The organism is Psychrobacillus sp. OK032, assembly GCF_900111345.1.
Taxonomy (GTDB): Bacteria; Bacillota; Bacilli; order Bacillales_A; family Planococcaceae; genus Psychrobacillus.
Genome location: NZ_FOGY01000004.1, coordinates 163,789 through 185,388, shown reverse-complemented (window position 1 = coordinate 185,388; position 21,600 = coordinate 163,789). Strand labels below are relative to the sequence as shown.

Here is a 21,600-nt window from a genome sequence, read left to right as displayed (position 1 = left end):
GGTCATGCAATCGTAGCCGCAGGACGCGGCGACCTTAGCCAGATTTCCTCGATAATCAGCAGTTATTGTTTGCGACGAGTAACAGCTCGAGCAAGGTTTTTTTGACCTCACTGAATTGTATATATACTTTGCTTTCATCTCACCGCTTATTAAGAGCGGTAGACTTCTGCTCCTGTGCAAGCTCGTCGCAAAAAAACATCTGCTTAATGAAGTTAAAGCGTTATTATTTTGCCAAAAAATCATCAATGGCTTGTTTATTTTTTTCTGTATTAATTTCAAGAACTGATCCAGCATGCTTATAGCTAGAATCGTAGTAAGTTCCTTCTACTGGTATAGTTAGCTTTTCCATTTCTATTTTTCCACTAATAAGCGCATCTATAATACGTTTTGCTTTATCCGTTCTAGAATAATCTGTTTCAATATAGCCTTCTGCAGCGCCTAAAAACTTAGGGGTATTAGGCAGGTTTTCTATCGAAAGTAGTTCATTTTTTAATGCTTCCATAACTTTTTGTTGTCTTTCAACTCTCCCAAAATCGCCTTCTCTATCTGCGCGAAATCTTGCATAACCAAGCAGTTCTTTACCGGATAAATTATGCTGCCCCTTGACGAGGGAAACCCCGATTTTCTCTGACATATCTTTTTCTACATTCATCGGAACACCATTAGGAGCAAGTATATCAACAAGCGATTCAAAGCTACTAAAATCAATTAACGCATAATGGTGAACGGGAAGATCAAACATTTGATTAATGGTATTTTTTAATAACTGAACTCCTCCAAGATAATAAGCTGTATTGAGTTTATATGATTGATGATCAGGAATATCTGCATATATATCCCGCATAAACGAGATCATCTTCACGTCATTATCTTGTTTATCCCAAGAAACGAGCATCATCGTATCAGAACGCGCTTGTTTTTGTCCTCTTGAGTCAACCCCAAGCACTAATATATTTTCCCGTTCCCCTTTTCGCAACTTATCCCCTTCAAAATCAATTGTTAAATCCACTTCTTTGTTTGCCAATTTATATCCAGCGGAATATTGCAGAACGGTATAGGTTCCACCTATTATTAAAACTAATACAAGAAATAATGTGAGGACTCGTCCTATTCGGAGTCGTTTCTTTCGTTTACGTCTTGTTGGTATTTGTCGTTCTTCTTCCATTTTGAAATCGCTCCTTTATATGTTAATAATAACGTATTTTCCACGTTTAAGTTTCGGAATTTTGTACAATTAAGCATCTCATGATAAAATTCTAGTTGCAATAATGGGAGGAATGATAATAATGGAAAAAGCAACATTCGCTGGTGGCTGTTTTTGGTGCATGGTCAAACCATTCGATTCATGGGATGGCATTCATAAAGTAACTTCTGGTTATATGGGAGGACATGTAGAAAATCCAACGTATGAAGATGTAAAAAAAGGAACATCTGGTCATCTGGAAGTAGTCGAAATTCAATATGACCCTTCAATTTTTCCGTACAATGAGCTACTTCAAATATTTTGGCAACAAATTGATCCAACAGATGCAGGCGGACAGTTTCAAGATCGCGGAGAAAGTTACCGCGCAGCAATATTCGTACATACTGAAGAACAGCGTCAGCTTGCAGAGTTATCAAAAGAACAATTAGCAGCAAGTGGAAAATTTTCTAAACCAATTGTTACAGAGATCAGAGAAGCAAAACCTTTTTATAAGGCCGAAGAATATCACCAAGATTTCTATAAGAAAAGCCCTGACCATTATAAAGAAGACCGTGCTCAGTCCGGTCGAGACGAATTTATAGACAAACACTGGAAATAAGCATAATAAAACAAGTATTCAAAATACCAAGTTAGCCTTAATTCGTGGTATAATAAGAGCATTGTGAATTTTAGGAGGTACTAGCATGATTGCAGTAAGTAATGTAAGTCTTCGTTTTGGTGATCGTAAATTATTTGAAGACGTGAATATAAAGTTTACACCGGGTAACTGTTACGGTTTAATCGGTGCAAATGGTGCAGGAAAATCAACATTTATTAAGATTTTATCTGGAGAAATAGATCCACAAGAAGGTAATGTCATTATGAATCCAGATGAACGTTTAGCGATTCTAAAACAAAATCACTTCGAGTACGAGGAATATACAGTTTTAGAAACAGTTATTATGGGGCATAAACGTTTATATGAAGTAATGAATGAAAAAAATGCCATTTATATGAAAGAAGACTTTTCAGATGAAGATGGTATGCGTGCAGCTGAACTAGAAGGTGAATTCGCAGACTTAAATGGTTGGGAAGCAGAATCAGAAGCTGCTATTTTACTACAAGGTCTAGGAATTCCTGATAGTATGCATGAAAAGAAAATGTCGGAGTTAACTGGTTCAGAAAAAGTAAAAGTGTTATTATCTCAAGCACTATTTGGTAAACCCGATGTTCTTTTACTAGATGAGCCTACCAACCATTTAGATATTAAAGCAATTCAATGGTTAGAAGACTTCCTTATCAATTTTGATAACACAGTAATTGTTGTTTCCCATGACCGTCACTTCTTAAACAAAGTATGTACGCATATTGCGGACTTAGACTTTAGTAAAATCCAAGTATACGTTGGAAACTATGACTTCTGGTATGAATCAAGTCAACTTGCAACGAAGCTAGCATCTGATCAAAATAGTAAAAAAGAAGAGAAGATTAAAGAGCTTCAAGCCTTTATCGCTCGATTTAGTGCAAATGCCTCTAAATCTAAGCAAGCAACTTCACGTAAGAAAATGTTAGACAAAATCGAGTTAGATGATATTAGACCATCTTCTCGTAAGTATCCTTATGTCAATTTCTCAATGAAACGTGAAATTGGAAATGATGTCTTACAAGTACAAGATCTAGGCTACACATTTGAGGGAGAAAAGCTATTCTCTAATTTGAACTTTACTTTGAATAAAGATGACAAAATTATTCTTCTTGGAGGAGAATTAGCAAAATCTGCATTACTTCGTGTACTCGCAGAGGAAGAAGAGCCACAAGAAGGTTCCATCCGCTGGGGTGTCACTACTACACGTGCGTACTTCCCTCTAGATAATGCTAAGTATTTCGAAGGAAGTGAACCTTCACTAGTAGACTGGTTACGTCAATATTCTCCAGACGATGAAAGCGAAACATTCTTACGTGGATTCCTAGGACGTATGTTATTCTCTGGAGAAGAAGTAAAGAAAAAACCTTCTGTTCTATCCGGTGGAGAAAAAGTTCGCTGTATGCTTTCTAAAATGATGCTATCCGAGTCGAATGTACTTTTACTAGACGAACCTACAAACCATTTAGACTTAGAATCTATCCAAGCATTAAATAATGGATTGACTGCTTTTAAAGGCGCTATGATTTTCACATCGCATGACCATCAGTTCATTCAAACGATTGCAAATCGTGTAATTGAGATACGTGAAGATGGTTCTATTTTAGATAAACAATTATCTTATGATGAATTCCTTGAATGGAAAGAAGCACAAAAACTTTCATAATAATATAAACAGGGTATTCTACTTCGATTATATCGAGGTGGAATACCCTGTTTTGCTAACCAAATATGTTAATAATTCTTGGAATTCTTTTAATATCATGTGCGCTTTTTTATTCTGTCGTGTAAGAGACCATCTGAATGTTTATTTTCCCCTGTTACAAATTCAGTCATGTAATGAGTCAAATATTGACCATAATTATTATTTGTTTTTAACAAGAGTTCATCTAAATAGTATGCTCCTTTTGGTATTTTATCTAATAACAGGACTAATAGAGACGCATAAATTCCGCAAGCTACTTGAAAATATGTGGCATTAGTTTAGTATTTAGCAAAAATCGAATCATTTCTTGATACATTGTACATATATCTTTCCTTGTCTTTATAAACTAGTAGTACTCCTGCTAAATCCTCCCCTTTTAATGTAGCTTCAAGGGGGTCAAGAACCTTCATTTCAAAATCCCACAATTTATCTACATCTTCAATATTTGAACGAATTAACTCAGAAGTATGATCATTTATCTTATTTAAAAAGCCACATTCCATATCGTACAATTTACCTAATATATAAACTTCTCCATGTGGCATTAAGCAACCATAAAATTTCTTATCCCCCAGCGTCACTTTAAATTCGACGTCATATACATTTTCATATAGGAAAAGTGGAGTACGATGCCTCATAGACATCGGGTAACTTAATATTGCTTCATCGAGAAAACATTCTGGTGACCAAGTTGTATAGATTACATTCTTCTTTGCTTTCTTTATATCTCTATAAAATGAATTATCATCTTCCACAATATAACAGGCAATTGGAGCTTCTTCTGATAGATCATTTTTTAGTAGCTCAATTGCCATCCATTGAACCACACCTGGATTCATACCTGATCCAATTACAGCACGTAAATTTGTAAAAGTATGTTTCTTCTCTTCTAAAATTCTCATTCTCTCTATTAACCCAAATCCTTCAAATAATTCTTCATTTTCATCAACCATCGTATTCTCTAATGCTATGTTTACATATTTGATACCAAGTTGATCGCAGCGTTGTAACATTTCTACCGTATCAGCCCAGGAAACATCAATCACAACAGATGTTTTCGAGTTTTTAAGATGTTTGATAAAATTATTTGTATCTTTTAAATCGAATTGATGTAAAACTATTTGATCTTTCATATTGGGAAATAAATTAGAATAGTTTGATTCTCTTTCATTTATTCACCTCATCTCTTTTTAATAATATATGTGATGAAATGATAAGAGTTTAGACAGTCCCCCATTGAGAAATTAACTTCTGTTCTAATAGTTTTATACAATATGTAATTTGCACAGTCACTCTACCTTATTGAACATAATGTAATACTATTAAAGATTTAAAATTAATAAATTCCACTACTAAACGAAAATTCACATGACAAAATGTTTTTGATTGTCAAAATGATATTCTTAATGACGCAATAGTGTTAGAGCAATTATTAACAGGAGCAATAAATAAATTAGGAATGGAGATTCTATCCTATCATTTCCATTCCTTTATACCTGAAGGAGTAACAGGAATTATTGGGATATCAACTTCTCATTTTTGCATTCATACATGGCCGGAGCATAGATATGCAGCATTAGATCTATACACAGGTGGAGATCAAAAAATATGGCCGGCATTAAAAGAAATTCTTCAAATGTTACAAGCTAAACAATCCGATGTATATGAGATCTCCCGTGGTGAAAAAATGAATAATAATACAGCTTTTAAAAAATTCACTCTTACTTTAAACGAATCTAATAATGAAATTATAGAATCCGAAACTTTAAGGTTTTACTCGATATAGCTGAGATTTAAGGTAATAAAAAACGACTTTACAATTCAAATTTGAATGTAAAGTCGTCTTATTATCACCTGTGGCTATTAAATAAACATAACCAGTAAATTACTTTTGATTATTGTGAAAAAACTACTCTATGGTAAATAGGTTATGATGGATTGTTTTGGAGGGAACGATCACTAAACCATTACCTAGTTTTCTAGCATTCGGAGGGATGCCACTTCATTTCATCCAGCCGAATGCTAATTTTGAAGTTAACTCTAGTTTGTCTTTCAAGCTTTATTTCCCTTTTTTATAAATTTACCTAGTATAGATTTCGATGGTAGTTTACCTACAACAGAATCACTTGTTTTTGATATTTTCTTTAAAGAATTTAATAATTTTTCATCACCGACCCAATGCTCTTCGATAATTTCAGGAGAAAATTTATTTAGTAACATATTTACCACATATGTAGCCACAATAATATCATCGATAAATCCGCCAGGACCGATTAATCCCTCGGGGAGGACGTCAAGCGGTGTGATAAAATATAAAATTCCACTACCAATAAGTGTTTTATATTTTGTGTCTATTCGACTATCTAACATCGCTTTTATAAGCAAATGAAATAAATCTGGAGCAAACAATAAATACGGTGCAAATTTAGACGTTTTCCCCGCTTTAGATTGAGCAAAATCCGTAATTTTTGAACGCAATTTCATATAAAAGTCTTGCTGTTCCTCATAAGGAGGTAACTCTTTTTTCAATTCAGTATTCACTAATATCTCTCCTCTCTTATTTTCACTATACCAAAAAAACGACAAAATGAAACAAATAACCACATAGGCTGTCTAATCATAAACTAAATCAGGAGGTAACTAAAATGATAAAGCATTTATTTTTTCTAATACCTATTTTATTTCTTGTTGCTTGCGGAAACGAAAAACCTGTAGATACGGAAACAACTTCAAAAACTCCGTCAGAAGAAGTAGGTACTACTTCTGAACCGTCGATCAACTTATCTCACTTTTTTATGCCCGACAATTCCGTAGCTCAATTTAAAGGAGAAGGAAATGAATATGCGTCCTATACTTTGACAACCCGGTATCCATATGAAAATTATGTCATTACGTATGAGGATAACGGTGGAACAGTTGTCCAAAGGATATATAATATCCAAAACAATAAAGTAAGTCTAATAGCTGAATATGGTGAAGCTTATGAACCTACAACTTATAGCCTAGAAGAACTCCAAACAATGCAAGAGGTTGAAGTATATTTAGCCACTCCGCTTGAAGTTGGTGCTACATTTAACGATTGGAAAATTACCTCAACTACGGATTCTTTGATAACGAGTCTCCAAACATTTAATGACGTCATCGTTATGGAAAAAAGAAATGAAGATGGGTCCACCATACGAAAATATTTCAAAGAGAATTTTGGAGAAATCAAAAGGGAATTTATCTTGCAAGAAGGCGATGAACAGTTTATCGTCCGTTCTGTTATCGAAAATTTGGAGTGAAAACTAGTTAACAGAATACCTACAGCAAACCACTAGATGACGAACTAACGCACGATAAAAGTCTTCCCTTTATCAAAAAAAGAAGCTCCTCCATTTCGGAGGGCTTCTTTTCATCAATTATAATTTAGTTACATTTGCAGCTTGTGGTCCGCGGTTTCCTTCTACAACTTCAAATTCTACTTTTTGTCCTTCTTCAAGTGATTTGAAACCTTCACCTTGAATAGCAGAGAAGTGTACGAATACATCGTTTTCTCCTTCTACTTCGATAAAGCCAAATCCTTTTTCCGCGTTAAACCATTTTACTGTACCTTGTTTCATGTTATTACCTCCAAAAATATTAATCAATATGCGAAAAACAAAAATTCACATATTCCATGAAGTACCGACATCACATCGATCACTACATAGGATATGTGAATTACAAATACTGTTTCTCACTTTAAATTGTTAATTAAAGTATACCAGTTGGATAAATATAGTCAACAAGTTTTTTTATAATTCTAAATCGTTTACTGCTGAGTATTCCAAATTACCCCATGATATATTTGTAAATCATCCTCACATGATTCACAATAACATTGCTCTTTCATCGACCAAAAAGCCCAATATTTATCCCCTTTTACTTGCTCTTTAGGGAACTTTTCACGAAATTCATTTAATGTCTTATTTAAATAATGCAATGCCTCCTCCTCTTGCTCGAAGGTGACTTTTGTTACGATATGTTGCTCCCATCCTTCGAAAGCCCACCAAGGTTCGTAATCTGCTTTCATATAAATAACTTCATACATTTTCATCGCCTCTAACATTTATTGTTAACACATATTGTACTGCTTCGACGAAAAATGTCTACTCAAATGACTTTTACATGGTGAAAGATTTGAAAATATGCATAATATCAGTTAAGTTATAGTTAATACTATTTATGTAACGATAAAGGAGAAGATGAGTTGAAAAAGCGGGCACATATTCATATGCACGGAGATGTAGATGGAGTTGGCTTTCGATTTCTAGTAAAACAAAAAGCACAATCACTTAGTTTAAAAGGTTATTGTATGCAAAATGAGTACCAGGAAATTATAATAGATATAGAAGGCGATGTAGGTCGCTTAAATGAATTTATCGAATTTATTCAAAAAAGTGTATTCCCTTTATCAAAAAATAATGCATTTGAAATCGAAATATTCGATATGCTAAAGGAATATACAAAAATGGAAACAGATATCGTCTAAATCTATAGGAAAATGAAACCTTCTTCCCTCCCATTCGTATTTAATACTGTAGATAAAAGGAGGTAACCTGTTATGACTGAAGTAATGAATACAATTATTCGTCATTTGATCAATATACCCATTATGTTCCTATCCTGGTTCGTTTTCTTTTTCCCATTCGACATCGGATACTTCGTCAGTTCCGCACTTGCAATTGGTATATACTTCGTGTCGAATTTTAGTATAAAAAAGTTGCAGCATCGAAGAATTATGAAGAAACACCAGCTTACTCACTCTGAGTATTTCCATATACAAAAACAACTAAAAGAAGCGAATGCAAAAATTCGTACGCTAAATAGCCACTATTTGAAAGTACGATCATTTAGTTCATTTAAACAATTATTTGAAATGAATAGATTAGCAAAACGGATTATTTCTTTAGTAAAAGAGAATCCACGTAAGTTTTACCAAGTAGAAAATTTTTTCTATGCACATCTAGATTCTGCTGTAGAGCTGACATCCAAATATACGCTTCTAGTGTCTCAACCGATGAAAAATCATGACTTTAAAATTGCTTTAGCAGATACTCGCGAGACTTTAGAATCGATGAATTCCATTATGGAGGACGATCTAAAAGATGTACTAGCTTCTGATATTGAACACCTCAAAATGGAGCTAGATTTCGCTAAATTATCAGTAAACAAAAGAGAGAAACCTCTATATTTAGAAGGAGAATCAGAAAATGAGCGACAAAACAGTCAATACTAGTGATGATTTATTAATGGATGAATTATTAGCAAGTCCATTTGAACTAAATACAGCAAAACCCCAAGCTGTAACTACAGCGGAGAACTCTGCTCCTACAAAACTAATTGACCGGCTGTCTGAAGCGGAGCAACAAAAAGCTAGACAACTGGCAAACCAAATCCCCGCCGGTAATTACGAAGCAATTTTGACGTATGGAGCAAACGCACAAACCGAACTTTCTCGATTCTCTCATCAGATGTTAGATCATGTACAGAAAAAAGACATAGGTCCTGTTGGCGATATTTTAGGTGATTTAATGAACAAGCTTTCAGATATTAATCCGGAAGAACTGACTACGCAAAAAAAATCAGGTATCAAACGATTGTTTAATCGAGTAAACCGTTCTGTTCAAGAAATGATGACAAAATACCAAAAGTTAAGCACACAAATTGATCGTATTGGCATTCAACTGGAACATTCCAAACGTGGTCTAGTGGAAGATGTGCATATGCTCGATAAATTATATGAACAGAATAAAACGTATTTTCAAGCGCTAAATGTTTATATTGCTGCTGCGGAAGTAAAAAAAGAAGAAATTATGAATGTTACAATCCCTGAGATGCGACGAAAAGCAGAAGAATCGAATGATCAAATGGCATATCAGGAAGTCAATGATATGGCACAATTCGTAGACCGTTTAGAAAAACGAATGTACGATTTACAATTGTCTCGCCAAATAACGATTCAAAGTGCACCGCAAATCCGTATGATTCAACAAACGAACCAAACGCTAGCAGAAAAAATACAATCTTCCATTATGACGTCTATCCCACTTTGGAAAAACCAAATTGCAATTGCACTAACTTTAAATCGTCAACAAAAAGCAGTGGAAGCACAAAAACAAGTAACGAAAACAACAAATGATTTACTACTGAAAAATTCGGAAATGCTCAAAGTGAATAGCATAGAAACTGCGAAAGAAAATGAACGTGGTATCGTTGAAATTGAAACACTAAAGAAAACGCAAGAAAACCTACTTCAAACAATAGAAGAAACGATGCGCATTCAAGCAGATGGCCGAGTAAAACGAAAAGCAGCCGAAATTGAAATTGGGCGCATGGAAGAAGAGTTAAAACAACGTCTCCTACTAATAGCCGACCAATCGAAAAACCGTCCTTCTTAACGAAGGACGGTTTTTTAAAAAGAAAAGAGAGTTATGCTTTTCTACTCATTGTCAATCCAGCTCCAGCGCCTTGCCCCTGCGCAAAACTCTTCGCAGAAGCACCACGATGTCGCGAACTTAGACTGTATTCCTCTAACATAGGCGCTTGCTCTTTTCTTAAGTACTTTTTACAACATGATGAAGCATCTTCCGAAGTAGACGTAATGTTTCTTCTGAAAACTTTTCGAGTGATGCGGCAGCAGCAGTCTTTTTCCCAAATATTAAGCGGAACAAATTCAATTGTTCTTCCGTTGCCTCTGTATCATTCAAAAATAAATGTAACACGGATATATGCTTGCGCTCGAGCTCGACTACAGCTTCTGCAGTATCCATAATGCCATTTTGCGCATATCCAAATGCAGAAGGTTCTCCGTCCGAAAAGACGAGCAAAAATTTATGCGCTTCTGGCCGGCTCTCCAATCTTTTCCCCATCCATCTGACTGCAAACCCATCCCGGTTATCCTCATGTGCTTCTATAGACAGTATGTTCAAACCGCTATCTTTCCCACCATCTTCGAGCTTATGAATCCATTCGAATGTATTTGGCTGCTTTGTGTCTGAAGCTTCAAATGCATCCTCGTAATGTAATACAATCTCATGCGAAATCTTTAGCTGTCTAAGCACATCATGAAATAATAGAACTGCTTTTTTTGTTTCATCCAGTTTGTCTTGCATCGATGCGGATCCGTCAACTAACAGGCCAAAAACTGCATTTAAATGCGTACTTGGCGCATTCTTTTTATAAAAGGGTTTTGGTCGTTCCTCTGTCCAAAGTGTCGTTAGGTTGGAAGAAAGTCTTCCTTTCGACAGATTCAACCGTTTGTCTACCTTTTTTTGTTCCATTCGTTTTTTCATTTCTTGTACGAAAGCTCTGACGAACGGGGCTTGCTCTTGTCGATATGCTTGAAGCAACAGTTTGTTTTCGCCCGCAGTAGCCCTTTCTATACGTGTTTCCTCATATTCAACATGTAGATGTTCTTTTCCAAACGCTTTACCAGCTTTTTTCTTGTCATTTGATTTTTCCTCTTTATATTCCGTGATCAAATTCTCTCTGGTGTCGCCGGATGACCTGCCTTGACCAATTTGGGTGATGTCGTGTCCCTCTCGTCCTTCTTGTGAGGCGATATTTTGGTCGGCTTCCCCATCTCTTCCATGTTCGAGTTCAAATTGCAAATGAACACCATCTTCTTGTTCATTTTCGCGATGCCAAGAACGGAAAATTTCTTCAATAGTTTCTTTCTTCCCCTCTTCCCCAACGAGAGAGTCTTTCATACCTTGATGATAATGAAAGTCTACGCTAGGTAGGTTGGAAGCAGAAAGAATCGCATAATATTGATGTAAGGCATCATCTTTCATATGTGCTTGCAGTAAATAATAGAGTTGATAGACGATATCGATTGATCCTTGTGTATCCTTGCTTTCATAGACTTTTTCAATAATCCCATTTGCTAACGAAAAGAACTCTGGTCCATTCACATGCATAGTACCTTCATGCAAACCAATATATACATAGCTGATAAATGCATCTGCCAAAAATCCTTTTTGACTATTTACGAGGAGTTGTTGTTTATGAAAAGCTAGATAAGTCTGTACTCTCGATCGAAATATGTTAGCTGTTCCTACTCTTTTTTTCTGAATCTTTTCCACTAAACGAAACTCTTCTAAACAAAATAGGAGCTGATCCAGGAGTTTAGATAGATTATTTGGCTTTTCTTTCAAAAATTCTCTCCACGCTTGTACACTGAAATATTTCCAAAATCCTTCTGTTAACAAGTATATATCAGATAATCTACCTACATGCATAATTCCATCTTCTCGGTGTCTCCAAAATACACTAAGCGAAACGGTTTGGTCTTCTGGTTGAAATTCGATTAGCTTACGCTCATTGACGAGGATTTTTGTATTTTTTGTTAATGCTTTAGCCATATTTTCATAATGCATTAATTTGCGCGTGTCGATTGTTTCATTATTGAATTGGATAAAACGATTTACAGAAGCCATTTATATCCCTCACTTTATCCAAGAAGAAGCTAATTCCAATACAAGATCCTTCTCTTGCTCATCCTCTAATTTTTCGGCAATCGCGTATGTAATTGCCCTCATCGGTTCCATATATTGTGCTAGTTCCGTCGCATCAAGTAGGCTACGAATGGAAGCTGCTTCTTCTGAAAGTATCCCTTGTTTTACTTGCTCCATTAAATCCTCTGCTAAGTTCAACATAACAGTTATTAACTGCTTAGGAGCTGTTGGAAACATTTCGTTCCAAAGATTCGCAAGCAATTCTCCCGAAATATATGGAATAGAAAAAGATACAAAACGATTTTTTAATGCTTCATTCATCGGGGTCGTCCCTATATACCCTTCATTAATCGCGGCAATGACAGAAAAGTCCGGATGTGCTTGAATCACTTCCCCGGTGAAAGGATTTGTCAGCATTCTTCTATAATCCAGAACGCTATGTAAGATTGGTAATGTCTCTGCCTTCGCCATATTAATCTCATCGATATATAAAATATGTCCTTTTTTCATCGCTTCAATGACGGGGCCTTCCACAAATTCAATAACGTTCGTGCCATCTTTTAATACAATTGTCTTGAAGCCGAGTAGTGCCTCTGCATCTAAATCTACCGAGCAGTTAATGCTTTGGACTGGTTGATTAAAATAGTGAGATACTGTTTCTGCAAGTTTCGTTTTCCCTGCCCCCGTAGGTCCTTTTAGTAAGACAGGCTTTTTCAATGAAATGGCAATGAGTACATCATTAAATAAATCATTATTCGGCGATAAATATCCTCCTGCCCCTATAAGTTGGCTATCTTCTTCATTATGAATTCTATTTAAACGAATTTGTTGTTGGGTATTTATTAAATCTGTCATATTATGATCTCCTTATGAAAAAAATCCGATGAATGTTCATCGGATTTTTATTGAAAATATTCTTTGTAGAAGCCGCCAACTTTTCCAGAATTGTCAACAACGAATAGAAACTCTTCTGTTTCATTCTTCACTTCATATGTTTTTCCAACTGTAAGTACATTGCTTACTAAGAATTTTTTTGCATCAGTTTGTACGCAAGTAACTGTTTTAAGTGTAGGCTTTGTAGCCCAATTTGTATGTATCATGTTTCCACTTCCTTTTATTATAGTATACGAAAGTATACTTTATAATTCAATCTGTTAGCGTTGTTTTATTGCTTTTCAAAAAAAGAAATAGAACAGCTCCTCCAAATGAAGAATCTGCTCGTGTTTTGTGATTGAATTTATACTTTTATCTCTTCTTTGACACCATTTGACAATAAAAAAGCTGCTAATTGCTCAATAACCAAATCATCTTGCGGAGGATTAAAAGCTGCACATTGCACATCTCTAAATAGACGTTCTAACTTGTTTCCTTTCGCGATACTCCTCCCGCCTACAATCCTCATAGCTTTTGCTACGATTTCCACTGCATGATTACAAATTACATGTTTGGCAATATTCACATCAATCGTAAGCTCATTTTTTAATGACGGGTCTTGCTCAAACCGACTGGCAATGGAATACAATAGATTACGAGATGTTTGATATAATAACTCTATTTCTCCAAGCTTTTGTCGGATATGTGCTGCTTTAGAAATATAATCTTCCAAACTGTGTGAATACGTATTTTTTGCGAAATCTACCGCAAAATCCCTTGCCGCTCCAGCAATACCTAAATACACTGCTGGAATTTCTAATGAGTAAACACGTCCATCTGCTAGAAATCGATTAAGTTTAGATGCATCAAGTTTAGCCAATAAGTCTGCCTCTGGAACAAATACATCATGAAAAATAATGTCATGACTTCCTGTCGCTCGCATGCCTAATGCATTCCATGTATTAATCACTTCTACTTGCTCATTTTTAGTAATTAAAAATTCTGCCGTTACATCCTCTTCTTCGATATAAGCAATAATTGAAAAATGGTTTAAAATTGGAGCCAAAGAAGCAAATGCCTTTTCACCCGTAATAATATAACCACCAACAGTCTTGCGAGCAATTGTACCTGGTTTTCCACCTCTTGATATATTTCCTTTTCCTCGCTCCGTGCTGATAATATTCATCAGCGAACCGTCTTCCACAGCAGCACGGCTAATTCTTTCAAATGCTTCTTCTGGCCAAGGAGATGTTTCACGGACATTTAAAAAGGTTAATAAGTGCCACCCTATCGAAAGTGCAGTAGATGCATCCGCCTTCCCAAGCTGTTCTTGTATTAATAACATCTCATATAACGAGATTTCATCCCCACCATACTTTTTGGGAATTGTTAATTTAAAGAACCCCTCTCTCTCAAGTAAATCAAAATGCTCAAAAGGAAATTCCCCGAGCTCATCATACTTTCCGGCAGTTTTATCTATTTCTGTCGCTAAACGCTTGGCATATTCAACAAGATCCGCTTCTCGTTTATTACGAACAAACAAGTCATTACTAAACCTTGTCATTTCTTCACCTTTTCTCTCGCGAAGCGATTCACCGGTTTTCTTAAGCCCAAATGATCTCTTAATGTATCCCCCTCATAATCCTCACGATATATTCCTCTTTGCTGTAAAATCGGCACTACTTTTTCAACAAAGTCTTCTAAATCACGTGGTAATAATGGAAATTGAATCATAAAACCATCTGCAGCTTTTTCAACAAACCATTTCTCCATTTCATCTGCTACTTGTTCAGGTGTTCCTACGAAGCCATCTCGTTTTCCAGCACCGAATAATCGTCCATACAATTCTCCAACCTTTAAGTTTTCTTCCTTAATAATTTTCATAAACTCATTCACCTGACTTTGAATACTGTTTGATTTAGGAAACTCCACTTCTATAGCTGGAGTATCCAAACTGTATTTTGAAAAATCTACGTTCCCCATATAACCAGAAACAAATTTTAATCCTACAAATGGATCTATTAAGTTTTGAAGCTCTGTATATTTGGCAATAGCTTCTTCTTCAGTAGTACCAATAATGGGAGAAATACCTTGCAGTATAAGTAGGTCATTCTCGGAACGATTAAACTCATCTAACTGTCCTTTCAACCTTTTATAATGTGTTTTCCCTGTGTCCAAATTATCCCAATGAACAAATACTACTTCAGCTGTTCGAGCAGCTAGACGTTGACCAGGTTTCGACGCACCTGCTTGCACGACAACAGGCTGACCTTGAATGGACCGTGCAATGTTCAACGGACCTTTTACAGAGAAGTAATTTCCTTTATAGTTAATTTCATGTACCCTTTCACGATCGTAAAATTGGCCTGTTTCTTTATTGTAAACAAAAGCATCATCTTCCCAAGAATCCCATAAGCCTTTTACTACATCAATAAACTCTTCCGCTCTTTCATAGCGATGATTATGTTCCCAATGTTTCTCACGGCTAAAATTTTGTGCCGTTTCTCCTGTTGCATCCGCTGTCGTTACAAGATTCCATGCTGCACGACCACCACTTATATGGTCTACGGAGGAAATTTGACGGGCTAATACATACGGTTCGCTGTAAGTAGTTGACGCTGTTGCACCTAAACCAATCTTTTCTGTAGCTGCTGCAAGAGCCGTAATTTGAATAACTGGATCTAAACGATTTAATATTTGCGGATGCGACTCATGATTAATAGCTAAACTATCCGCTATAAATGCTATATCAAACTTGCCGGATTCTGCCTTTTTTGCTAGATTTTGAAGCTGTTTAATATCAATGCTTGCATTAGGATTTGAAAGAGGATGTTTCCAGGATGCGACGTGCATCCCAGTTCCTATTAAATATGCTGCTAATTTAATTTGACGTTTTCCACCCATTTTGAATTCTCCTTAATTCTTTTATTTTGATACATATGCTTCTTTCCAATTTTTGATTTCATCCGCTGTTAAAATTACAGGAATATAATTTCCATTATATGTTTCTGAAATAAAATCTGCGGTTTCCTGAGTTTGATAAATTTCAACAATTTCCTTCAGAGTTTCATTATCAGCATCTTCAGATCTTGCCACAATCGTATTAACAAAAGGAATCGCTGTTTTACTCTCGTGAATAAGTGCATCTTTTAGTAACAGACCTGCCTCTACTGCTACACCATTATTAATAATCGCTCCTGCTGTATCTTCCATTACGCGTGGAGTCGTAGCTCCGTCGACTGGTACAATTTCAAGATTTTTAGGATTGTCTTTAATACGATCTGCTCCACCGTTTCCATCAAAATCATCTGTTACTGTTAAAAAACCAGCTTCTTGTAGTAACATTAAAGCCCTCCCCCAGTTCGAAGGGTCATTTGGGACAGCAATTTGAGCGCCATCTGGAATCTCTTCTAACGATTTATATTTATTAGAATATAAGCCAATCGGTGCCATAATAGTACTTCCAATTGCTTGAAGATCTGTTTTTTGATTTTCATTAAATAAATTTAAATATGCAAGATGTTGAAATGCATTAATATCTATTTCCTCTTCAGCTAAAGCTTGGTTTGGATCATACTGCGCGTTAAAGTTGACTAACTCAAGCTCGATTCCATTATCAGCAGCTTTTTCTTTTATATATTCCCAAGTTTTTATCTCAGAACTACGTATTCCAACTCTAATAGGAGACTTATTATAAAGATAAAAGCTATGCTCAATTTTTTCATTACTATTAACCTTCTTTTCACTATATTTTTATCCCGCCTTAACGGGCAGTAATACCCCTACTTAAATGAAGTTTCACTTTATCTAACTCGTCTAAGCTTTCGTTCGAATACATTTCCGATACTTTGAATTAATTGAACTATCGCTACTAAAATTACTACAGTTACTAGAATTGTTACATTATCAAAACGTTGATATCCATATGTTATTGCAACATCTCCTAGACCACCGCCCCCTACTGCACCAGCCATAGCTGTAGCCCCTATCAAACCTATCGTTGCTGTTGTAACACTAAGTATTAGGGATGGAAATGCTTCTGGCAGTAAAAACTTCCGTATAATTTGAAATGGAGTAGCACCCATTGCTTTTGCCGCTTCTATAATCCCATCATCTACTTCTAATAAGGAATTTTCGATTAATCGAGAAATATATGGTCCAACATGCAATACGAGTGGGACTATTGCTGCGGTAGTTCCAATTGATGTTCCGACGATTAATCGTGTAAAAGGAATAATCGCTACAAGTAAAATAATAAATGGAATAGAGCGGAAGATATTTACAATTGGATTCACGACTGAAAATATTGGTTTATTTTCTAAAATATGTCCTTTTCTAGTTACTACTAATGTAACACCTAAAATAAATCCTAATATCGCTCCAAAAAAGAGAGCAATACTAACCATGTACAACGTTTCCCAAATTGCTTCGATCAAAATTTGTCTGTTTACTTCCATGCCCTATAACCTCCTTTACATTTACTGTGTCACTTTGAATAAAATCAATTGCTTTTTGAACTTCACTCGAATCCCCAACTAATTCAACAATCAAATTTCCAAATGGGATGCTTTGCAATTCTGTAATATTTCCAAATAGAATATTCACATCTACTTTAAATTTTTTAGCGACTTGGGAGATAATTGGTTGACCAGAACTCACCCCTACAAAATCGATTTTTAGTATATGACTCCTACCATTATGAATTTCCATTAAACGATAGACGGATTGTGGTATTTCATCATGCACAACAGAACTTACAAAATTGCGTGCGGTTTCTGTTTGTGGATTGGAAAAGACATCTAGTATATTTCCTGACTCAATCACACGACCATTTTCCATTACGGCAATTCGATTACATATTTCTTTTATCACTTCCATTTCATGCGTAATGATTAGTATCGTAATTTTATATTCTTCATTCACACGTCTTAAAAGCTGTAAAATGGATTTTGTTGTTTGCGGATCTAGAGCGGATGTCGCTTCATCACAAAGTAATATTGATGGGTTAGTTACAAGTGCGCGAGCTATACCAACTCTTTGCTTTTGTCCTCCTGAAAGCTGATCGGGATAACTTTTTATTTTATCTTCTAAGCCAACGAATTGGAGTACCTCCAATACTCTTTGATCTACCTCTTTTTTCGTATGTTTACTTAGTAAAAGAGGCATTGCAACATTCTCAAATACTGTTTTAGAGTTTAATAGATTAAAATGCTGAAAAATCATACCAATATTTTTCTTTTCTTCTCTCAGTTCTTTTTTAGAAATCTTTTGTAAGTTCTTCCCCTCAATTAATACTTCTCCAGAGGTCGGTGTTTCTAATAAATTTACCGTTCGGATTAAAGTACTCTTCCCGGCTCCACTAAACCCAATTACTCCAAAAATATCTCCTTTATTAACAGTTAACTCTACATCTTCGAGTGCAGTAATCGTTCGTTTTCCCGTGACAAATCTTTTAGATACTTTTCGAAATTCAATCATTCTATTTCCTCCTTACATTGGAATGCTGCAGTTGCAATATTACTACTATCAAATACCTTTTCGTTCAGCACCGAAAAAAACAGTGCACCGAGATCAAGTAAGGAAGTTAACCTAAGAACGTCGCATCATGCTACATTGGCTAACTGACCTACATCATGCAGCCCTGAGCTCGCTCGATAAATTCCATTTAAAATCTGTGGCATCTGCCGGAGGCTTTGGGCCAACAGCAAGTTGGTCACTCAGGTGTTGAAGCTCACAAGATGTAAGTCATGCAATCTTTTCCGCAAGACGCGGCGAACTCAGATTGCATGACTTTTGAGCAGGAGATCTTAGCCAGAGTTCCTCGACATTCAGCAGTTATTGTTTGCTCCTGCGCAAGCTCGTCGCAGAAAACACTTGCTAAAGTGAAGTTAAAATGCTGGTACTACAGCCCCTTCATACTTCTCTAAGATAAATTCTCTTACTTTTTCCGTTGTTAATGCTGCAGCCAGTTTTTGTATAGCATCGTCATTTTGATTATCTTTTCTAGACACTAAAATGTTTACATATGGAGATTCATTTCCTTCAATGATAAGTGCATCTTCTAACGGTTTGAATCCTCCCTCTAATGCATAGTTTGTATTAATCGCAGCAACGTCAACATCATCTAGAGCTCTTACTAGTAATGGTCCATCAATGTCAACAAACTCTAGCTTCTTATCATTCTTCGTAATATCTTGAACGGTGTATGAACCTTCAACGTTTGAAGCAAGCTCAATTATTCCATTATCGGCAAATAACAGTAACGCTCTTGAAAAGTTTACGGGATCGTTAGGCACCGCAACTTTGGCTCCTTCATCCAACTTAGTAAAATCATTAATTTTCTTCGAGTAAACACCAAATGGTTCTATATGAACTCCTTTTACATTCACAAGATCAATCCCACTATCCTTATTGACTTGCTCTAAAAATGGTGTGTGTTGAAAGAAGTTTGCATCTAAGTCACCATCAGCCGTTGATTGGTTCGTTTGAATACCATCTTGAGTAATAATAATATCTAATTCAATACCCTCTGCTTTTAAATCATCTGAAATATATTGCAAAATCTCTGCATGTGGTGTCGTTGACGCACTTATTTTAATTTTTGTTGGTTCTTCACTACTTTTCGTATCACTTTTTACACTTGAAGCAACTTCCTCTTTTGAACCACAAGCTGCTAATAATAAAACAAATAAAGTTAAAATTGACCATGCAAACCATTTTTTCATCTACACTCTCTCCTTTTCTTTATCAAACTAAATCGATTAAACATATTAATATACTAGGTATTATATCAATAAAAAAGCCCCTTTCAGATTATTAGAACTGAAGAGGTATGATAGAAAATCTAACCTCTTCTCATCTTTCGAATTAAATCGATGGATTTAGCACAGTATTGCAAATAGCAGTCTGTTGCTGAAGCTTCGTAGGGCCATTCCCTCTGCTTCTCTTGATAAGAAGAATTACATATTAAATTTTATTTAACTATACATAATACTATTTTATAAGTCAACACTATTTATTGAAAAAATAAAATATTCATAATATTAAATTTTTGTTAAGTAGGAAAATTGCTTGATTGTTGTGGATGCCGGCGGCTCTAGCTGAGGCCAACAGGATGTTGGTCACGTAGGCGCCTTTGCCCACAGGACGTGGGTCATGCTCCTGCGGTTACTCGTCGCAGAAAGACATTGCAATCATTGTAACAGGACGTGGCGAACTTAGATTGCCTTACATGGAGGTGGCGCTCTTAGCCATCGTTCCTTTGTAAACACTTTACTCTGTGGGAATATCACATTTCATACTTTTTAGGTAATGGCTCATCGCTTCCCCCGCTAAAAAGCGTCCGCCTGGAACGGAAATCAAAAGTATTATTGAATCGATCTATTTCTCAATATATCTGAAGCACTGAATTTATGGAACGGGAAATTTTAATTTCTTATTCTATTAAAAAAATGCAGACACCCACATAATGAGTGTCTGCATTTTATACATTTTAAGAATTTAACATTAGATCTTCTGGATTTTCTAATAGCTCTTTTACCATTTTCAAGAATCCAACTGAATCTTTTCCATCGATTACACGGTGGTCATAAGATAGTGCCACATACATCATTGGACGAATTTGAATATCGTCGCCAACTGCTACTGGACGTTTTTGAATAGTATGCATTCCTAAAATACCAACTTGTGTACCGTTAAGAATAGGAGTTGAAAGTAATGAACCGAAAACTCCACCGTTTGTAATAGTAAATGAACCGCCAGACATATCAGAAAGGGCTAGTTTGTTGTCACGTGCTTTTTTAGCAAGTTCCCCAATATTCCCCTCAATTTCAGCAAAGTTTTTACGATCCGCATCACGAACGATTGGAACTACTAAACCACCATCAGTGGATACTGCGATACCAATATCATAGAAATTATTTTTCACAATATCTGTTCCATCAATTTGTGAATTTACATAAGGGTATTTTTTAAGTGCAGCAACTACTGCTTTTGTAAAGAATGACATGAATCCAAGACGTACATCGTTTTGCTCAAAGAATTGATCTTTTTTACGAGAACGTAATGCCATCACATTTGTCATGTCGATTTCGTTAAAAGTAGTTAACATTGCAGTATTTTGTCTTACTTCTAGTAAACGAGAAGCAATTGTTTGACGACGACGAGACATTTTTTCACGAGTTGTACGACCATCGTCTTCTTTTGGTGCAGTAGCCGCTGGTGCTGGAGCTGCCTTTGCAGGCACTGGAGCTGAACCATGTGCTGCAACGTCTTGTACACGAACGCGTCCCATTGGATCCACTGGTGAAATTTCACTTAAGTTAATACCTTTTTCACGAGCTAGTTTACGAGCTGCAGGACTTGCGATTGTGCGATCTTGCTCAGAAGAAGTTTCCTCTACTACTGGAGCTGCTTTAGGAGCTTCTGGTGTAGCCTCCGCCTCAGGTGCTTTTGGTGCAGCTGCTGCTCCTGAACCTGCTCCAACTACTGCAATAACTTGACCTACTAGCACTGTGTCGCCTTCTGCTGCAAGTAATTCACTAACTACTCCAGCTTCTTCTGAAATTACTTCGACATTTACTTTATCTGTTTCAAGTTCAACAATGAACTCACCTTTTTCTACTGTTTCACCTGGTTGTTTTAACCATTGTGCAATCGTACCTTCTGTAATCGATTCTGCTAATTCTGGAACAATAATTTCTGCCACTTGAATTTC

21 protein-coding genes, 1 pseudogene and 1 riboswitch are annotated in these 21,600 nt (G+C 35.9%); of the genes and pseudogenes, 7 read left to right on the top strand and 15 right to left on the bottom strand.

Features of this window, described 5'->3' with window-relative positions:
• Nucleotides 1–223 precede the first annotated feature (223 nt).
• Nucleotides 224–1,165, bottom strand: coding sequence for an LCP family protein (locus tag BMZ04_RS09715; protein WP_093268910.1), 942 nt, complete (start codon nt 1,163–1,165; stop codon nt 224–226).
• Nucleotides 1,166–1,286: 121 nt separating this feature from the next.
• On the opposite strand from BMZ04_RS09715, the gene msrA reads away from it, so the two are divergent.
• On the top strand, nt 1,287–1,802 hold the full coding sequence (msrA, locus tag BMZ04_RS09710; RefSeq protein ID WP_093268907.1) for a peptide-methionine (S)-S-oxide reductase MsrA: 516 nt from the start codon (nt 1,287–1,289) through the stop codon (nt 1,800–1,802).
• A gap of 85 nt (nt 1,803–1,887) precedes the next feature.
• Nucleotides 1,888–3,492, top strand: coding sequence for an ABC-F family ATP-binding cassette domain-containing protein (locus tag BMZ04_RS09705; protein WP_093268903.1), 1,605 nt, complete (start codon nt 1,888–1,890; stop codon nt 3,490–3,492).
• A gap of 317 nt (nt 3,493–3,809) precedes the next feature.
• Here the strand turns inward: BMZ04_RS09705 and BMZ04_RS09700 are convergent, their stop codons facing one another.
• Nucleotides 3,810–4,664 (bottom strand): hypothetical protein, encoded by an 855-nt coding sequence (locus tag BMZ04_RS09700; protein ID WP_093268897.1) that lies wholly within the window; start codon nt 4,662–4,664, stop codon nt 3,810–3,812.
• Between the two features lie 254 nt (nt 4,665–4,918).
• On the opposite strand from BMZ04_RS09700, the pseudogene speD reads away from it, so the two are divergent.
• Nucleotides 4,919–5,317, top strand: a pseudogene (gene speD / locus BMZ04_RS09695) (adenosylmethionine decarboxylase); the annotation flags it as partial.
• A 266-nt stretch (nt 5,318–5,583) separates the two neighbouring features.
• On the opposite strand, the gene BMZ04_RS09690 reads toward speD, so the two are convergent.
• Nucleotides 5,584–6,072 carry a YkvA family protein gene (locus tag BMZ04_RS09690; RefSeq protein ID WP_255367867.1) on the bottom strand — a complete coding sequence of 163 codons (489 nt, stop codon included), beginning with the start codon at nt 6,070–6,072 and terminating at the stop codon, nt 5,584–5,586.
• A gap of 104 nt (nt 6,073–6,176) precedes the next feature.
• On the opposite strand from BMZ04_RS09690, the gene BMZ04_RS09685 reads away from it, so the two are divergent.
• Entirely contained in the window at nt 6,177–6,815 is a 639-nt protein-coding gene (locus tag BMZ04_RS09685) for a hypothetical protein (RefSeq protein WP_093268890.1), read from the top strand.
• Between the two features lie 117 nt (nt 6,816–6,932).
• Here the strand turns inward: BMZ04_RS09685 and BMZ04_RS09680 are convergent, their stop codons facing one another.
• Both BMZ04_RS09680 and BMZ04_RS09675 read right to left on the bottom strand, forming a co-directional pair.
• A complete protein-coding gene (locus tag BMZ04_RS09680; protein WP_090561394.1) occupies nt 6,933–7,133 on the bottom strand; it encodes a cold-shock protein in 201 nt (66 codons plus the stop codon).
• Between the two features lie 191 nt (nt 7,134–7,324).
• Entirely contained in the window at nt 7,325–7,603 is a 279-nt protein-coding gene (locus tag BMZ04_RS09675; RefSeq protein ID WP_093268885.1) for a DUF1033 family protein, read from the bottom strand.
• Between the two features lie 159 nt (nt 7,604–7,762).
• On the opposite strand from BMZ04_RS09675, the gene BMZ04_RS09670 reads away from it, so the two are divergent.
• The 3 genes from BMZ04_RS09670 (at nt 7,763) to BMZ04_RS09660 (ending at nt 9,953) form a co-directional block, all read left to right on the top strand.
• A complete protein-coding gene (locus BMZ04_RS09670) occupies nt 7,763–8,044 on the top strand; it encodes an acylphosphatase (RefSeq protein WP_093268880.1) in 282 nt (93 codons plus the stop codon).
• Between the two features lie 72 nt (nt 8,045–8,116).
• Nucleotides 8,117–8,791, top strand: coding sequence for a 5-bromo-4-chloroindolyl phosphate hydrolysis family protein (locus BMZ04_RS09665; protein WP_093268877.1), 675 nt, complete (start codon nt 8,117–8,119; stop codon nt 8,789–8,791).
• On the top strand, nt 8,766–9,953 hold the full coding sequence (locus tag BMZ04_RS09660; protein WP_093268873.1) for a toxic anion resistance protein: 1,188 nt from the start codon (nt 8,766–8,768) through the stop codon (nt 9,951–9,953). The genes BMZ04_RS09665 and BMZ04_RS09660 overlap by 26 nt, the downstream gene beginning before the upstream one ends.
• A 156-nt stretch (nt 9,954–10,109) precedes the next feature.
• Here BMZ04_RS09660 and BMZ04_RS09655 read toward each other — a convergent pair whose 3' ends face one another.
• The 10 genes from BMZ04_RS09655 to odhB all read right to left on the bottom strand — a co-directional run bounded on the left by BMZ04_RS09655 (nt 10,110) and on the right by odhB (nt 21,591).
• Complete coding sequence (locus tag BMZ04_RS09655; protein WP_093268869.1) at nt 10,110–11,993, bottom strand: vWA domain-containing protein; 1,884 nt, start codon at nt 11,991–11,993, stop codon at nt 10,110–10,112.
• Nucleotides 11,994–12,002: 9 nt separating this feature from the next.
• Nucleotides 12,003–12,866 carry an ATP-binding protein gene (locus BMZ04_RS09650; protein WP_093268865.1) on the bottom strand — a complete coding sequence of 288 codons (864 nt, stop codon included), beginning with the start codon at nt 12,864–12,866 and terminating at the stop codon, nt 12,003–12,005.
• A 47-nt stretch (nt 12,867–12,913) separates the two neighbouring features.
• Nucleotides 12,914–13,111, bottom strand: a complete 198-nt coding sequence (locus BMZ04_RS09645) for a DUF6501 family protein (protein WP_093268862.1) — start codon at nt 13,109–13,111, stop codon at nt 12,914–12,916.
• Nucleotides 13,112–13,248: 137 nt separating this feature from the next.
• Nucleotides 13,249–14,448, bottom strand: coding sequence for an acyl-CoA dehydrogenase family protein (locus BMZ04_RS09640; RefSeq protein ID WP_093268858.1), 1,200 nt, complete (start codon nt 14,446–14,448; stop codon nt 13,249–13,251).
• Nucleotides 14,445–15,788, bottom strand: a complete 1,344-nt coding sequence (locus BMZ04_RS09635; RefSeq protein WP_093268854.1) for an LLM class flavin-dependent oxidoreductase — start codon at nt 15,786–15,788, stop codon at nt 14,445–14,447. The genes BMZ04_RS09640 and BMZ04_RS09635 overlap by 4 nt, the downstream gene beginning before the upstream one ends.
• 21 nt (nt 15,789–15,809) lie before the next feature.
• Complete coding sequence (locus tag BMZ04_RS09630; RefSeq protein ID WP_369802656.1) at nt 15,810–16,553, bottom strand: MetQ/NlpA family ABC transporter substrate-binding protein; 744 nt, start codon at nt 16,551–16,553, stop codon at nt 15,810–15,812.
• A 134-nt stretch (nt 16,554–16,687) separates the two neighbouring features.
• Nucleotides 16,688–17,341 carry a methionine ABC transporter permease gene (locus tag BMZ04_RS09625; protein ID WP_093268846.1) on the bottom strand — a complete coding sequence of 218 codons (654 nt, stop codon included), beginning with the start codon at nt 17,339–17,341 and terminating at the stop codon, nt 16,688–16,690.
• Nucleotides 17,283–18,362 carry a methionine ABC transporter ATP-binding protein gene (locus BMZ04_RS09620; RefSeq protein ID WP_093268842.1) on the bottom strand — a complete coding sequence of 360 codons (1,080 nt, stop codon included), beginning with the start codon at nt 18,360–18,362 and terminating at the stop codon, nt 17,283–17,285. The genes BMZ04_RS09625 and BMZ04_RS09620 overlap by 59 nt, the downstream gene beginning before the upstream one ends.
• A 410-nt stretch (nt 18,363–18,772) precedes the next feature.
• On the bottom strand, nt 18,773–19,609 hold the full coding sequence (locus BMZ04_RS09615; protein ID WP_093268838.1) for a MetQ/NlpA family ABC transporter substrate-binding protein: 837 nt from the start codon (nt 19,607–19,609) through the stop codon (nt 18,773–18,775).
• A gap of 127 nt (nt 19,610–19,736) precedes the next feature.
• Nucleotides 19,737–19,840, bottom strand: a riboswitch (SAM riboswitch).
• A 536-nt stretch (nt 19,841–20,376) separates the two neighbouring features.
• On the bottom strand, nt 20,377–21,591 hold the full coding sequence (gene odhB / locus BMZ04_RS09610; RefSeq protein WP_093268834.1) for a 2-oxoglutarate dehydrogenase complex dihydrolipoyllysine-residue succinyltransferase: 1,215 nt from the start codon (nt 21,589–21,591) through the stop codon (nt 20,377–20,379).
• Nucleotides 21,592–21,600 lie beyond the last annotated feature (9 nt).

Excerpts from the sequence above, each read along its gene's own strand:
- BMZ04_RS09715 (WP_093268910.1), bottom strand. The coding sequence starts at position 1,165 with ATGGAAGAAGAACGACAAATACCAACAAGACGTAAACGAAAGAAACGA.
- msrA (WP_093268907.1), top strand. The coding sequence starts at position 1,287 with ATGGAAAAAGCAACATTCGCTGGTGGCTGTTTTTGGTGCATGGTCAAA.
- BMZ04_RS09705 (WP_093268903.1), top strand. The coding sequence starts at position 1,888 with ATGATTGCAGTAAGTAATGTAAGTCTTCGTTTTGGTGATCGTAAATTA.
- BMZ04_RS09700 (WP_093268897.1), bottom strand. The coding sequence starts at position 4,664 with ATGAAAGATCAAATAGTTTTACATCAATTCGATTTAAAAGATACAAAT.
- BMZ04_RS09685 (WP_093268890.1), top strand. The coding sequence starts at position 6,177 with ATGATAAAGCATTTATTTTTTCTAATACCTATTTTATTTCTTGTTGCT.
- BMZ04_RS09680 (WP_090561394.1), bottom strand. The coding sequence starts at position 7,133 with ATGAAACAAGGTACAGTAAAATGGTTTAACGCGGAAAAAGGATTTGGC.
- BMZ04_RS09675 (WP_093268885.1), bottom strand. The coding sequence starts at position 7,603 with ATGTATGAAGTTATTTATATGAAAGCAGATTACGAACCTTGGTGGGCT.
- BMZ04_RS09665 (WP_093268877.1), top strand. The coding sequence starts at position 8,117 with ATGACTGAAGTAATGAATACAATTATTCGTCATTTGATCAATATACCC.
- BMZ04_RS09660 (WP_093268873.1), top strand. The coding sequence starts at position 8,766 with ATGAGCGACAAAACAGTCAATACTAGTGATGATTTATTAATGGATGAA.
- BMZ04_RS09655 (WP_093268869.1), bottom strand. The coding sequence starts at position 11,993 with ATGGCTTCTGTAAATCGTTTTATCCAATTCAATAATGAAACAATCGAC.
- BMZ04_RS09650 (WP_093268865.1), bottom strand. The coding sequence starts at position 12,866 with ATGACAGATTTAATAAATACCCAACAACAAATTCGTTTAAATAGAATT.
- BMZ04_RS09645 (WP_093268862.1), bottom strand. The coding sequence starts at position 13,111 with ATGATACATACAAATTGGGCTACAAAGCCTACACTTAAAACAGTTACT.
- BMZ04_RS09640 (WP_093268858.1), bottom strand. The coding sequence starts at position 14,448 with ATGACAAGGTTTAGTAATGACTTGTTTGTTCGTAATAAACGAGAAGCG.
- BMZ04_RS09635 (WP_093268854.1), bottom strand. The coding sequence starts at position 15,788 with ATGGGTGGAAAACGTCAAATTAAATTAGCAGCATATTTAATAGGAACT.
- BMZ04_RS09625 (WP_093268846.1), bottom strand. The coding sequence starts at position 17,341 with ATGGAAGTAAACAGACAAATTTTGATCGAAGCAATTTGGGAAACGTTG.
- BMZ04_RS09620 (WP_093268842.1), bottom strand. The coding sequence starts at position 18,362 with ATGATTGAATTTCGAAAAGTATCTAAAAGATTTGTCACGGGAAAACGA.
- BMZ04_RS09615 (WP_093268838.1), bottom strand. The coding sequence starts at position 19,609 with ATGAAAAAATGGTTTGCATGGTCAATTTTAACTTTATTTGTTTTATTA.